12 protein-coding genes are annotated in these 13,126 nt (G+C 51.4%); 11 read left to right on the top strand and 1 reads right to left on the bottom strand.

Going from position 1 to position 13,126, the window contains the following annotated elements:
* Positions 1–140: 140 nt before the first annotated feature.
* The 4 genes from QTL79_RS05115 (at position 141) to QTL79_RS05100 (ending at position 4,712) form a co-directional block, all read left to right on the top strand.
* On the top strand, positions 141–1,982 hold the full coding sequence (locus tag QTL79_RS05115; RefSeq protein ID WP_346353873.1) for a transporter substrate-binding domain-containing protein: 1,842 nt from the start codon (positions 141–143) through the stop codon (positions 1,980–1,982).
* Between the two features lie 141 nt (positions 1,983–2,123).
* Positions 2,124–3,287, top strand: coding sequence for an aldo/keto reductase (locus QTL79_RS05110; RefSeq protein WP_346353872.1), 1,164 nt, complete (start codon positions 2,124–2,126; stop codon positions 3,285–3,287).
* A 275-nt stretch (positions 3,288–3,562) separates the two neighbouring features.
* Complete coding sequence (locus QTL79_RS05105; RefSeq protein ID WP_346353871.1) at positions 3,563–3,730, top strand: hypothetical protein; 168 nt, start codon at positions 3,563–3,565, stop codon at positions 3,728–3,730.
* A gap of 154 nt (positions 3,731–3,884) precedes the next feature.
* Entirely contained in the window at positions 3,885–4,712 is an 828-nt protein-coding gene (locus QTL79_RS05100; protein WP_346353870.1) for an MBL fold metallo-hydrolase, read from the top strand.
* A gap of 54 nt (positions 4,713–4,766) precedes the next feature.
* Here QTL79_RS05100 and QTL79_RS05095 read toward each other — a convergent pair whose 3' ends face one another.
* Positions 4,767–6,098 carry a DEAD/DEAH box helicase gene (locus tag QTL79_RS05095; RefSeq protein ID WP_346353869.1) on the bottom strand — a complete coding sequence of 444 codons (1,332 nt, stop codon included), beginning with the start codon at positions 6,096–6,098 and terminating at the stop codon, positions 4,767–4,769.
* Between the two features lie 187 nt (positions 6,099–6,285).
* Between QTL79_RS05095 and QTL79_RS05090 the strand changes: the two genes are divergently transcribed.
* The 7 genes from QTL79_RS05090 to QTL79_RS05060 all read left to right on the top strand — a co-directional run bounded on the left by QTL79_RS05090 (position 6,286) and on the right by QTL79_RS05060 (position 13,099).
* Positions 6,286–7,539, top strand: coding sequence for a GNAT family N-acetyltransferase (locus QTL79_RS05090; protein WP_346353868.1), 1,254 nt, complete (start codon positions 6,286–6,288; stop codon positions 7,537–7,539).
* An 84-nt stretch (positions 7,540–7,623) separates the two neighbouring features.
* A complete protein-coding gene (locus QTL79_RS05085) occupies positions 7,624–9,108 on the top strand; it encodes a DEAD/DEAH box helicase (RefSeq protein WP_346353867.1) in 1,485 nt (494 codons plus the stop codon).
* A gap of 18 nt (positions 9,109–9,126) precedes the next feature.
* Positions 9,127–9,591 carry a pyridoxamine 5'-phosphate oxidase family protein gene (locus QTL79_RS05080; protein WP_346353866.1) on the top strand — a complete coding sequence of 155 codons (465 nt, stop codon included), beginning with the start codon at positions 9,127–9,129 and terminating at the stop codon, positions 9,589–9,591.
* A gap of 21 nt (positions 9,592–9,612) precedes the next feature.
* Positions 9,613–9,981, top strand: coding sequence for a hypothetical protein (locus QTL79_RS05075; RefSeq protein WP_346353865.1), 369 nt, complete (start codon positions 9,613–9,615; stop codon positions 9,979–9,981).
* Between the two features lie 77 nt (positions 9,982–10,058).
* Positions 10,059–10,445: a hypothetical protein gene (locus QTL79_RS05070; RefSeq protein ID WP_346353864.1), complete on the top strand. Its 387-nt coding sequence runs from the start codon at positions 10,059–10,061 to the stop codon at positions 10,443–10,445.
* A 270-nt stretch (positions 10,446–10,715) separates the two neighbouring features.
* Positions 10,716–11,474: a hypothetical protein gene (locus tag QTL79_RS05065; protein ID WP_346353863.1), complete on the top strand. Its 759-nt coding sequence runs from the start codon at positions 10,716–10,718 to the stop codon at positions 11,472–11,474.
* 32 nt (positions 11,475–11,506) lie between these two features.
* On the top strand, positions 11,507–13,099 hold the full coding sequence (locus tag QTL79_RS05060) for a deoxyguanosinetriphosphate triphosphohydrolase family protein (RefSeq protein ID WP_428845457.1): 1,593 nt from the start codon (positions 11,507–11,509) through the stop codon (positions 13,097–13,099).
* Positions 13,100–13,126 lie beyond the last annotated feature (27 nt).

The following is a 13,126-nucleotide window of genomic DNA, read 5'->3' as shown; positions in this document are numbered from 1 at the left end:
ATGGATAAACTATACTAGGCGAAGAAGGCTTTGTCAATTGCTGTGCAAAAGGACAGGCGATTTGCAACGCTTCAAGAGCAGGGAATCGCAGGAAAACGGCGAAGTGCCATATAATGGGACTTGCAGAAAAAGGAGGCGAAATGATGGAAATTAGGCGGCGGATCGTGCTGGGCGCATTGCTGATAACGGCAATGTTAGGCGCCTTCTTTTTCTACGAGTCTTTTTGCCAGCCCGAGACTGCATGGCAGCCGACGGAATTGAATCTCACGGAGGATGAACGTCAATGGCTGGAGGCGCATAAAGTAATCAGGCTCGGCCTGGATGAACAATATCTGCCGCTAGAAGCGTATGATGAAAAAGGCAGATTCATAGGCATCAGCGCCGAATATGCGACGATTCTTGAGCGGCAGCTCCATGTCAAAATCGAGACGACACGAGGACTGAACTGGTCGCAGGTTCTAACGGCGGCTAAAGAAGGAAAAGTGGATTTGATTTGTAGCATGGCGCAAAGTCCGGAACGTGAGAAGTATATGCTGTTCAGCGAAGTCTACCTGCGCTATCCGGTGGTCGTCGTGACGCGCGACACGCTGAAGGACTTGGAGTCGGTGGAGGGGCTGCGCGGCAAAACAGTAGCCGGTGTCAAAGATTACTGGATCTATGATCTGAGTCGTCTGGTCTATTCTTTTTTAACCTGGCGCTATTACCAAACGGAAAGCGATTGTTTGCGTGCTGTGTCCGTTGGCGATGCTGATGCGTATATTACCGATGCGGCGACCGCCAATTATCAGATCGAACAGCTGCAACTAAGTAATCTTAGAATTGCGATGGAAACGCCGTATTTTTGGGAAGGGCGCATGGCGGTGCGCAAAGACTGGCCTGAATTGGCCGGCATAGTGAATAAGGCGCTGGCTGCGATACCGCAGAGCGAGCGCAACCGGATCAATGATAAATGGTTGATGACGAAAAAGAAGAGCCTTTGGCAAAACCGTGAATTTCGCATCGTAGCAGCGTTGGCGACTGGTTTGGCATTGACGGTGTTTGCGTTTGGCTTTGTCTGGAATCGATCGCTGCGCCGTCAAGTCGCGGAAAAGACGGAGGATTTACGTCTTGCCAATGATAGCCTTGAAGAACAGGTGACAAAGAGAACGCAGGCGTTGACAACGGCGAATCGTGAACTGACAAAAAGCAATGAAAAACTGGCCAACGCGCTCGAACAGCTGCAGCAGACGCAGAGCCAACTCGTCCAGTCGGAAAAGATGGCTTCTCTTAATACGATCGTGGCAGGCGTTGCGCATGAAATCAATACGCCGCTCGGCAGCAGCGTCACGATGGCTTCGTTTTTGGCGCAACAAGCGAAAGAACTGGAAGAAACATTTGCGCAAAGCAAGCTCACGCGCGGTGAGTTGCAGGAGTTCTTGAGCGGACAGCGGGAAGCGGCGGCGTTGTTGCTGGCAAATTTACAGCGTGCGGCCGAAATGGTGCAAAGCTTTAAACGGGTTTCCGCGGACCAGGCCAGTGAAGTCCGGCGCGTCTTTCCAGTGCGCCAATGTTTGGCGGATGTAGTGGCCAGCCTGCGCGGAGCGTTAAAGAATAGGCAACTGAAAATCATTGTGGAATGTCCGGAAGACTGGTGTGTTGACAGTTATCCCGGCGCGCTGTCGCAGGTTGCGGCCAATCTGATCTTGAATTCACTCAGCCACGCCTATAACCCGGACGATGCAGGACAAATAACGTTGTCGGCGCGCCAGGCAGAGAACCGCTTTATTTTTACGTATAGCGATGACGGCAAAGGGATCGAAGCGGAAATATTGCCGCATATCTTCGATCCGTTTTATACGACAAACCGCAGTGGCGGCAATACGGGACTCGGGCTTTATGTCCTCTATCAGCTGGCGCAGCAGACGTTCGGCGGTGAACTGCTTTGCAGCAGTGAAGCAGGTAAGGGGACTGTTTTTACTTTGCAATTTCCACTTCTTCCATAGCTTTTTCACTGAATCTGACGTCAGATTAGAGGATTGTGACGGCAGGGCGGTGAATGAAGAGGTAAGAGGCTCTTCAAGGAATGGATAGCTGCCGGATGCCGGAATTTTTCCGTTGTTTGGTTTGGAATATTGGAGGTCATTATGATAATAGGCTCAGCCACACCCGAGGGAACAAAAAAATATGCGCAAGATCATCCTGCCATTGCTTATCACAGCTTGGGCGGGCTGGATTTGGCGGTCAGTCCTGTTGGGTTCGGCTGTTACCGTGTCGCCGCTGGCAGCGAAGAGCAGCGCGAGGCGTTGGCGCAAGCCTTATTGTCCGGGGTGAACATGATCGATACCAGTGCAAATTACACCGATGGACAATCGGAAGAATTGGTCGGGCTTGTGCTAAACGAACTGATCGGTCAGGGGAAAATCGCACGCGATCAGGTGGTTGTCATCTCCAAAGCGGGATATCTGCAAGGGCAGAATTATCTGCTGAGTCAGGAACGAAAGAGCGCGGGCAAAGAATTTTCCGATTTGGTCATTTATGGCGAAGGTTTGGAACATTGCATCCATCCCGATTTTTTGGCGGATCAGCTTGAACGGAGCCTGAAGCGCTTAAATTTATCGTGTCTCGATTGCTACTTGCTGCACAATCCGGAATATTATCTGACCTGGGCGAAGCAGCACCGGGTAGGACGACGGGAGGCGCGCGGCGAATATCTGCAGCGTTTTCGTCAGGCTTTCACGCATCTCGAAGCAGAAGTCGCCGCAGGCCGGATCAGCTCGTACGGCGTCAGTTCCAACACCTTCGTCAGGCCGCAGAGCCATTATGAATTCACCTGTTTGCAGGAACTATGGGAATTGGCGCAGGATATTTCGCCGCAACACCATTTTCGCGTGGTGCAGTTTCCCTTGAACTTGATGGAACCCGGCGGCGTATTGCAAAAAAATCAGCCGTGCGGCCTTTCCGTTCTTGATTACGCCCGCGAACAGGGGCTCGGCGTATTGACCAATCGCACGCTCAATGCGATCAAAGAAGGCAAGCTCGTTCGTTTATCCGAACAGGCCTATAAGGGGCAAGCAAGCGAAGAGGCGAAGAGATATAAGGCAAAAGTGGAAAAAGTGACGGAAGACTGGTTGGGTACGGACAATCTTAGCCAATTGGCAGTAAGGGTGTTGCGTTCTACGGCGGGCATCAGCACGGCTCTCGTCGGGATGCGCCGCATGAGTTATGTTCAGGATGTTGTTTTGGAACTAGAGCGTGATTGTTTGCAGAAAGAACGGCAAAAAAACTGGCAACGATTGCGTGGTTGCTGAGTGGGAAAAAAAGTAAAAAATAAATTGAAATATTTCGAAAATAAGAGCGGGAAAGATATTGAGCGTTAATATGTGAGAAATTTACCAGTTAGCGCCAGTCGGTGAGATTTGACTAGTTTGTATAAAAAAGATAATATAGAAGTACTCTCCCAAGAGAAAGAAGAGAGGAGGGGAGGATGGAGAGGCGTGTATTTATCAAAAACTGATAAATACTACATGGAATTTAGATTGCAACAAATCCTAAACGTATTAAAAATGTGTAGGAGGAGTAAGGCATGAAATCGATGGCAGAGCTTCGTGAAATTGAGGTTAGTGGCCCGAGAAAATTGACTGAACAGGAAATTGAACAAGGTAAACTGGAAATGAAGCAACAACAACAATTGGAAGATCACTCATTGCAATTTAAAGCATGGCTGGGTCGAAACGGCGACTTTGATCAATGAGTAAGGATAGGAATAAAGCGGTCATCTCAGAGGCATAATGCTTCGGGATGACCGCTTTTGTTTTCTCTTTTGCAAAAGGGAAAAGATCGGGTCAAGCAGGACAATGAAAAACAAACGGGGAAGTAAATGGCAGAAGAGAGGAAGGGAGCAGGAAATGAAGGTAACCGTACTGGTAGATAACAATACGTTGATTGACCGCTATTATCTGGGAGAACCGGGGGTAGCGTATTTTATTGAAGAAGGTGAAAACAGGATTCTGTTCGATACCGGATATTCCGATGTTTTCCTTAAAAATGCGCTGAAAATGAAGCTGCCGCTGGGCGAAATTGATTTTGTCGCTATTTCGCATGGGCACAACGATCATACCTGGGGGCTGGGGCATTTGGTGCAATGGCTGTCGGAGAATCAGGCGGCGCAAAAGCCGACGCTGGTCGCCCACCCCTGTGCGTTTTACAGCAAACGCGTCGAAGAGGTCGGCGAAATCGGTTCGCTGCTCAGCCTGGATGTGCTGCAGCGACAGTTTAGCATGCTCTTGAGCCGCCAACCGGTCTGGCTGACGGAGCGGCTGGTCTTTCTTGGTGAAATCCCGCGCGGCAATGGCTTTGAAAATAAGACGCCGGTCGGCAGCGTCGAGAACGGTAGCGGCAGGGAGCCGGATTTCAGCCTTGACGACTCGGCGCTGGCATACAAAGGGGAAAACGGCTTGGTGATTATTACCGGCTGTTCGCATGCCGGAATCTGCAACACTGTGGACTACGCCAAGCTGGTTTGCGAAGAAACGCGGCTTCAAGACGTCATCGGCGGTTTTCATCTGCTCGACAGTCCGCCGGAAATTCTCGAACAAACCTGTGCGCATTTGAAAAAGCAGAATGTGAAGATCTTGCATGCGGCGCATTGCACCGATCTCGCGGCCAAAATACGCTTGGCGCAGAATTTTACGCTAAAGGAAGTGGGCGTGGGATTGGTACTGGAATACGATTGAATAAGAGCAGCGCTCAAAAAAAGAAAGCGACAGACGAATCTGTCGCTTTCTTTGCTATTTTCGCGTCCGCCCAGGACGTGCTTTACTTGTTGTCCGCGGTTTGCCGTCTTCACTGCCGGGAGTCGCTTTCGGTTTGCGGTTGCTGCGGTGGTTTTTGCCGCTGTGACCGGTGATCTTTTTCTTCTTTTCCAGGCGCTTCGGCAGCGGCGGTTTAAGGCCCGGCTCTTCGGCGACTTTGGCGCGAGGGGCGCGCTTGATAATGCTATGACCGTCCGGACGGATCTTTTCCAGCGGTGAGCGGATGCCCTGTTCGATCAGGCGAAGGTAGCGGCGCTCCGCTTCTTCGACAAAGGTGATCGCCATGCCTTTTTCACCGGCGCGGCCGGTGCGGCCGATGCGATGGATGTAGCTTTCCACGTCATGCGGGATATCGTAGTTGAAGACATGCGTGACGCCTTCGATATCGAGGCCGCGTGCGGCAATGTCGCTGGCGACGAGAATTTGCAGCTTGGCTTCACTGAAGCGCTTCAGCACCTGTTGGCGTTTGTTTTGCGACATGTCGCCGTGAAATTCGTCGGTGTTGTAGCCGCGCTGACCAAGCGCCAGGTTGAGTGCGATTGCTTTTTGCCGGGTGTGGCAGAAGACGATCGCCAGATACGGCGTGTACAAGTCGATCAATTGGCAGAGACGGTCGAGCTTGTCGTCGGCAGACAGTTCCATCATGACCTGACGAATTTCATCCAGCGTCACTTTCGGGCTTTGCACCTGGATGACGGTCGGTTTTTTCATATACTGGCGTGCCAGGTTGCGCACCTTGGGCGGCAGCGTCGCCGAACAAATTACGCTTTGGCGGTTGCCGGACGTCAAACGGATGACTTCTTCCACTTCGGTCAAAAAGCCCATGTGCAGCATCGTGTCCGCTTCATCGAGGACGAGGCGCGTAACGCCGGACAGCGACAAGGCCTTGCGGCGGTATTGGTCGAGAATACGGCCTGGCGTGCCGATCACAAGATGGATCGCGTCGTCGCCTTTTAACTTGCGCCGTTGCTGCATCAAAGATTGGCCGCCGTGTACGGAAAGCACGCCGATGCCGAGAATGTCAGCAAGACGCGAGGCTTCTTCCGTGATTTGCAAAGCCAGCTCGCGCGTCGGTGTGACGACGAGACACTGCGTGTACGGTTTCTTCGGATCGATTTTTTCTAAAAACGGCAACAGAAATGCCAGCGTTTTGCCGGTGCCGGTCTGCGCTTGCGCGATGACGTCCTTGCCGGAGAGAATGACAGGAATCGCTTCTTCCTGAATCGGGGTAGGGGTCGCAATACCGTTTTCAGCCAAATACGTATGTATCTCACGCCGAATGCCGAGCGCTTTAAAGTCGATAGACATGCAATATACCTCTTTTTTATAAAATCAAAGTGACCACTGGTCATTATACCTGTTTAGCGCAATAATTGGTAGGAAATTTTACAAAAAAAGTTTGGAAAGGCCGACAAAAGAGAGAAGGAGGCAGGGGAAGCGAGGCTCTTGACGAAATCAAAGAGAGAGTAAGAGGAAAAAGTTTGGGGGCGCAGTGATGGAGGATATTCGCAAGGTAACAGGTAATGAAATCAAACGATTTGTGGACTTGATGTCCAATGCATATCCGCTGCGCGTGCCGCGCACAACGGAAAATATGGCCGCCGTAGGCTTTCAATTATTGGAACGGATGGCGTATGATGCGAGCCAGAGCGTGCATGGTCTGTATCGGGACGGTGAAATGCTGGGCGGCATGATCATTTACGATTTCATGCTGACCTATCGCCAGGGCAGAATGCCGATTGGCGGCGTAGGCTCGATCGCGGTTGATTTGCTGCACAAGAAGGAGCGGGTCTGCAAGGAGATGATCCGCTATTTCTTAGCGCAGGCGAGACGCAAGAAGCAGAGCATGGTAGCACTGTATCCGTTCCGGCCTGACTTTTACAAACGGATGGGCTTCGGTTTCGGCGGCAAGTACAGCGAATATAGCGTCGATCCATTGGCCTTCGCGCAAACGGGGCGAAAAGCTTGCCGGATGCTTTCGGCCAGTGATGCCGAGGAAACCGCCGCCTGCTACAATCGCTGCGCCAAAAGCAGGCATGGCATGCTGGCCCGGACGGCGGGCGCATTTGAACTCCTGTTCAACAATCCGGCTTATCGGGTCGTAGGCTATGATGATGGGACAGGGCTGAAAGGATTTTTGAACTTTCAATTCCAGCCGCGCAAGGACAGTCATTTTCTTGTCTATGACATGGTCGTCGAAGAACTGATCTATGAAGACACGGCGGCGTTGCAAGGCTTGCTGCATTTTTTGCGCAGTCAGGCGGATCAGGTGAAGCGGGTGATTCTCTATAGCCAGGAAGAAAACTTCCACCACTTGCTGAGCGATCCGCGCGACGGCTCGGATCATGTGATGCCGGTGCTGGCGCACGCCAGCCACAACAGCGGCGTCGGCATCATGTACCGCGTGGTCGATGCTGCCGGATTCTTCCGCTCAGCGGCCAAGCAATCGTTCGGCGGCCAGGACTGCACGCTCTCGCTTATGCTCAGGGATGATTTTTTGCCTGAGAACGCTGCGCCGCTGGTCGTTGCGTTCAGAAACGGATTGCCCAGCATTGTTTCCGGGGTGGTAGAGGCGGAGGTCGAGCTGCATATCGACGTGGCCGAATTTTCTTCGCTCGTCATGGGCGCGGTCGATTTCAAGACGCTTGAACGTTACGGCCTGGCACATTTGTCGGATGAACGATATCGCGACGTCGTGCAACGGCTCTTTGCAACGGAAGAAAAACCGATCTGCAGCACGCGTTTTTAAGGAAATGCAAGGAGAGAGTCGGCAGCAAAGCGGTTTTGCGGTATAATAGGATAATCTGCAATATGGAATACAGGAGAATGAAAGATGAATAAAACATTTACAGACCTTGGCGTGAACCCAGCGCTTAGCGCCGGGCTCCTCCAGGCTGAGATCAGCAAACCGACCGCCGTTCAGGTTCAGGTCATTCCAGAGGCGCTCGAAGGCAAGGACATCGTTGCGCAGTCGGCTACCGGTACCGGTAAGACGCTGGCTTATCTGCTGCCGATTTTTCAGCGTATCGACACGACGAAACGCGACATTCAGGCGATGATCCTCGCGCCGACGCATGAATTGGCGATCCAAATCTTACGGCAGGTTGAATTGCTGGCGAAGAATTCCGGTCTGCCGGTTACGTCGACGTCGCTGATCGGCAATGTCAACATTATGCGTCAGATTGACAAGCTAAAGGAAAAGCCGCATATCATCGTCGGTTCGAGCGGCCGGATCATGGAATTGATCCAGAAAAAGAAGATTGCCGCGCCGACGATCAAAACAATCGTTATCGACGAAGCGGATCGTCTGCTTGATGAAAACAACTTTGCCGGCGTCAGAGCCGTGGTGCAGACGACGCTGAAAGATCGGCAGATTATGCTCTTTTCCGCGACGATTACGCCCAAGACGCTGGAACAGGCGCAAAAAATGATGAATCAGCCGGTGTTGGTCGATATTCCCGACAGCGGTGATTCGCGGCCGGACATCGAACATTTTTATTTCGTCGCCGAACAGCGCGACAAGATCGAAGTGCTGCGCAAATTGGTTTTTGCGCTCGAAGTCGACCGTGCGCTCGTCTTCGTCAATCGCGGCGAAGATATTGAGATCACGGTCGCCAAGTTGAACCATCATGGTCTCAAGGCAGCAGGACTGCATGGCAGTTCGTTTAAGACCGATCGCAAGCAGTCTTTGGAGGATTTTCGCAAAGGCAAGGCCAAATTGTTGGTCGCCTCCGATTTGGCGGCCCGCGGCCTTGACATTCCCGGCGTAGCGTTCGTTTTCAATCTCGATTTGCCGGAAGAACCGCAGGTTTATCTGCATCGCGCCGGGCGAACCGGACGCGCCGGCAAGAAAGGCACGGCGCTTTGCATCTTGAATCCGCGCGAAGCGGCGCTGATGGGACGTTTTGAAAAAGTGCTGAAGCTGTCGATTAAGGCGAAAACAATTGCCAAAGGCCGCTTGTTTGACAGTCATAAGAAGGTTGAGGACTATGTGAAAACGCCGCTTAAAAAAACTGCGGCTGGCGATAAAGCCGCTGCGCCGGAACGTCGCCTTTCGGCAAAACCAGTGCAAAGCGGCGCAGGCAAACCGGGTGATCGTCCGGATTGGCGGCCGCCTGCAACCTTCGTTAGACCCGGTGCGAAAGCGGCGGTCAAGCCGAGCGAACGCCAGAGCGAAGCGGGCGAGGGAAAACGTCCGGCAGGAGCGAAAATGGCCAAGCCGAAATCGTTTGCGAAATCGGAGGGGCATTCTAATCTTGCGCCGTGGGCGAAACCGGGCACCAAACCGAGCGGCAAATCCGGCAATAAGAAACGCTAAGGCGAAGGGGGAGTTTTGATGTATCGTGAGATGCGAAAGGCGGAACGCCAAGTGACGCAAGAAGAGGCAGCGGCGCTTTTGCGTGGCGGCGAATACGGCATCCTGTCGATGCAGGGTGAAAACGGTTATGCCTATGGGATACCGCTAAGCTATGTATATGACGCAGATACGATTTATTTTCATTGCGCAACGGAGGGTAAAAAACTCGATTGCCTGGCGCAAAATGAAAAAGTCTCCTTCTGCGTGGTCGGCGCGACGCAAGTGCTGCCGGAAAAATTCAGCACAAAATATGAAAGTGCGATTGCGTTTGGCAGGGCGAGTCTGGTGGAGGGCGAAGAAAAAGACGCGGCACTCTTGGCGCTGGTGGAAAAATATTCGCCCGACTTTATCGCTGCAGGCAAGGATTACATTGTCAAAGGCAAAGCGCGTACCGTTGTGATAAAGCTTGCGGTGGAGAAGATTAGCGGCAAGGCGAGACGGTAGCGTCTGCTTATTTGTTGAGCAATGAAAGGTGAAAAATATCAGCGTATCGACACATGGAAAGAAGGGGTGCCAGCATGGTGCCTTCTTTTTTATATTCAACATTTGAAAATTCAAATTGCTAGTGATGTAAATACTCGCAGTTTTAGCTCTTTCCGCAGCAATGGTTTTTCCGGAACCGTCGGGCGGCGGAGCAGACATGGAGGAAATAGCCTGCGTCTGATGGCAGCGACGTCCGTGTCGCTGCTGCCATCAGACTTGTCTATTTCTTCCTGTCTGCTATTCCTTGCCCTTAATGCTCCAGAAAAACCACAGCTGCGGGGCTTGGAGAGAACGAAGGTAAGTGAATTAGGATTCAAAAATAATCAGTGGGGTAAAGAGTTTTTTTTATAAAACTGATAAAGGTAAATTTTGATATAACCAAGAATGAATATGATTGGTGAATTATAGTAGTGGAGGTGCTGAAGAAAATGGAATTAACTACAAAGGACAAAGTTTTAATAGCAATATATACAGAATATCAAAAAGATGTTCCTAATATGAGAGAATTCATTTGTGCTAACAAATTAGAAATGGATAAACAAGTTTTTATTTCGGCATTAGTAAAGTTGGAAAATGAGCGCTTGATAAGCAATATTAAGGTTTTACCTGGTGATAGCACCATTATGGATATATATACTGGGATGGCTAAAATTACTGTTGCAGGAATTGAGTATACAGAAAAATTATTAGAGATTAATTCGGATTTAGATAAAGAGAGTAAGTTGAAAAAAGTTATGAAGTGGCTTCTAGATCAAGGGCAAGATTTAACTGCAAGAGCAATCGTTGAAGGAATTAAAATGGCAACTGGAATTTGAAGAGGTACAAAATAGCAATCAGAGGAAACTGCATAAGCGAATTAAGAAAAATGGGTTCACGTCGCGTGAACCTCTTTTCTTTTGAATCTATACCAGCCAAAAGAAAAAGAGATTCAATTAAACAAATTAAAATAGCGTTTTCAAAAATTAGAATGCGATTTTAGCGAAGGAAAAAGAAACGGCGGGGCAGAATACTATAGAAGTTGTCTTACTGTTGACGGAAGCAGAAGAAGTCTGCCCGTCTTTGGCAAAGAAAAGGAGAGATGAACGATGGCGCAAGTTACGCGTAGTGAAAAAGAGTTTCTGCAGCAGGTTTATGCTGCGTTGCAAAAGATTCAGCAGCCGCAGACTTTGGTGGCGAAGAATACGTATGTCCGGGGGATGTCAGGCAAGAATCATGAGTTTCCTATTTATGCGGAAATGGCGGTCGGCGAGTTGCGTTTGCCGGTGGCGTTCCATTGCCGCGAGGATCAGCAGCCGTTATCCGGTCGCGATCTGGCCGATTTTGCCGGACAGGTGGCCGATGTGCCGGGACTGGCGGGCGTTGTCGTCGCACGTAACGGCTATGAAGATGATATGGCGACGTTTGCGCAGCAATTCAACTTGATGCTCGTCGATCAAAGTGATCTGGCGCAGTTGCAGTCGGTGCTGTCATATATGCTGCAGCAGAAGGCGATTCCCGGCGATCAACTGGCCGGACAACCGTTTTGGGCGCTGATGGAAGTGCAGGAAGAACGGCTTAACGGCAATTATGTCTGGATTCCGGGGCCGGGTGAAGGGACGCGCTGCATACCGCTCTTTTTTTCGCGCCTTAGCGCGCAGCGATTCGGCGCTGGGTTCGGAACAGATCAGGTGGCGGTACGCGGCATTGCGCAATCGCAGCTGCGCATTCTGCTTGATTTTGTCGCCAAGTCGGAAGGCTTGTCGATCGCGTTTCCTCAGCCGCCGGTTGAAGGTGCGGAGCAGTGGGCCTGCGTGCCGGTAAAAGTCGAAGACTTGCGGACGGAGTATCTGATCAGCGCCGAGTAATGAACTGCGGCGCAAGGCGGGGAGGAACTGCGATGAGTGAAACGTATGAGGAGCGGGTACGCAAGACGTTCGCCGGACTGGCTGGTCGACCGCTGAAGGATTATTTTCATATCAGTGCGGGAATCAATAAACGGACGAAAGGGATGCAATCGTATCGCACCGTATTTATGCGCGATCGCGATCGCATCCTCTATAGCCGAAATTTATTACGCTTGGCGGGCAAGACGCAGGTGTACGGCGACGGGCATGATGACCATGCCCGTAATCGATTGACGCATTCGCTTGAAGTGGCGCAAATCGGCAAGACGATTGCCAAGGCGCTCGGCCTCGATCAGGATCTGGTCGAAGCGATCGCACTCGGCCATGATCTCGGACATACGCCGTTCGGCCATGCCGGAGAGCGGACGATCGACGCGATTCTGTCGTACCAAAACAAGAAGATCAATACCAAGCTTGGCATCAACCGTTACCTGGCCGATGAGGGCGAAGACCGCTTGCGCCTGAAGCTGCACGAAGGTTTTAAGCACAACTGGCAAAGCATTCGCATCTTGGAGGATTTGAGCCGCAGCTATCAGAATTTCAGCATGGAACTGACGCTGTTCGCGCTGTCGGGCATTTTGTTCCATAGCACGATCACTTACGGCAAACGCGAGATTCCGGCTTATTACAGCAAATATCTGCAGCGCCTGCAGGCGGACGGCCATTATATTTGGAGCGGCGAATGCTTGGCCGTTGCGATTGCCGACAAGATCGCGCAGCGCCACCATGATATCGAAGACGCGTTATCCTGTAATTACCTGACGCCAAAGCGGATCATCGACGTGTTTGAAATGCCGATTCAAGAATATGAGCGGCGCGACCTGGTCAAAGAAATGCCGGAGTTTGCCGAGGCGGACTTCCGTATCTTTGATTTGATGCTGACTGCCAATAAGATTAAAGGCGCGACACGCCGCACAGTGACGAATTACATTTCCGACCGCAACCTTTTCATTCAGGCGGTACCGAAATATATCGTCAACTGGCTGACCGACAGTTACATCCAGCGCATGAAGAAACTGCTCACCGATCCGACGCCGCTTGCCAATCCCGGCATATTGCTGGAGAAGCCGCAGGAAGACGGAGAACAGATGAAGGTGCGTTATAATCCTGAAATTTCACGTTTGATGGGCTTTGACGGCACGACGCGATTAGCCGATAAGCTGCTGCAATACCGTTTGAAGAACGTGATCTTAAATTCGCGCAGCGTAAAACGGATGGACGGCCGCGGCGAATTCGTCATCAAGCGCTTATTCGAAGCATATGTCACGTCGCCGCAGCAAATGTCGGACAGCGCGATCGAATCGGTATTTCGTGAGTATCTGCGCAGCCAGGGCAACCCGCTGGCCTTTGCCCGGCCTTTGTTTGACGATCCGGCGCAGGTTCGCGTGACGTTCGAACATTGCTATGCGAAAGAATCCTGGGACAACTTTTCTGCCGCACAGGGGCAGCGGATCGAAGTCGACCGCCTCGATTTCAAATTGGCGTTATTGCGTACCGTTGCCGATTATATCGCCGGCATGACCGATTCTTACGCCGAACGGGAATACCAAAAACTCTACGGCATTTGCCAGGATATGAGCCAGTAAAAAAGTTAAAAAGAACGCGGCTCCACT

The sequence above is a fragment of the Azotosporobacter soli genome, from assembly GCF_030542965.1.
GTDB classification, from domain to species: Bacteria; Bacillota; Negativicutes; order SG130; family SG130; genus Azotosporobacter; species Azotosporobacter soli.
Note: the sequence above shows the minus strand (reverse complement) of the source record. Positions and strands in the feature narration are given on the sequence as shown.

Excerpts from the sequence above, each read along its gene's own strand:
- QTL79_RS05115 (WP_346353873.1), top strand. The coding sequence starts at position 141 with ATGATGGAAATTAGGCGGCGGATCGTGCTGGGCGCATTGCTGATAACG.
- QTL79_RS05110 (WP_346353872.1), top strand. The coding sequence starts at position 2,124 with ATGATAATAGGCTCAGCCACACCCGAGGGAACAAAAAAATATGCGCAA.
- QTL79_RS05105 (WP_346353871.1), top strand. The coding sequence starts at position 3,563 with ATGAAATCGATGGCAGAGCTTCGTGAAATTGAGGTTAGTGGCCCGAGA.
- QTL79_RS05100 (WP_346353870.1), top strand. The coding sequence starts at position 3,885 with ATGAAGGTAACCGTACTGGTAGATAACAATACGTTGATTGACCGCTAT.
- QTL79_RS05095 (WP_346353869.1), bottom strand. The coding sequence starts at position 6,098 with ATGTCTATCGACTTTAAAGCGCTCGGCATTCGGCGTGAGATACATACG.
- QTL79_RS05090 (WP_346353868.1), top strand. The coding sequence starts at position 6,286 with ATGGAGGATATTCGCAAGGTAACAGGTAATGAAATCAAACGATTTGTG.
- QTL79_RS05085 (WP_346353867.1), top strand. The coding sequence starts at position 7,624 with ATGAATAAAACATTTACAGACCTTGGCGTGAACCCAGCGCTTAGCGCC.
- QTL79_RS05080 (WP_346353866.1), top strand. The coding sequence starts at position 9,127 with ATGTATCGTGAGATGCGAAAGGCGGAACGCCAAGTGACGCAAGAAGAG.
- QTL79_RS05075 (WP_346353865.1), top strand. The coding sequence starts at position 9,613 with ATGAAAGGTGAAAAATATCAGCGTATCGACACATGGAAAGAAGGGGTG.
- QTL79_RS05070 (WP_346353864.1), top strand. The coding sequence starts at position 10,059 with ATGGAATTAACTACAAAGGACAAAGTTTTAATAGCAATATATACAGAA.
- QTL79_RS05065 (WP_346353863.1), top strand. The coding sequence starts at position 10,716 with ATGGCGCAAGTTACGCGTAGTGAAAAAGAGTTTCTGCAGCAGGTTTAT.
- QTL79_RS05060 (WP_428845457.1), top strand. The coding sequence starts at position 11,507 with ATGAGTGAAACGTATGAGGAGCGGGTACGCAAGACGTTCGCCGGACTG.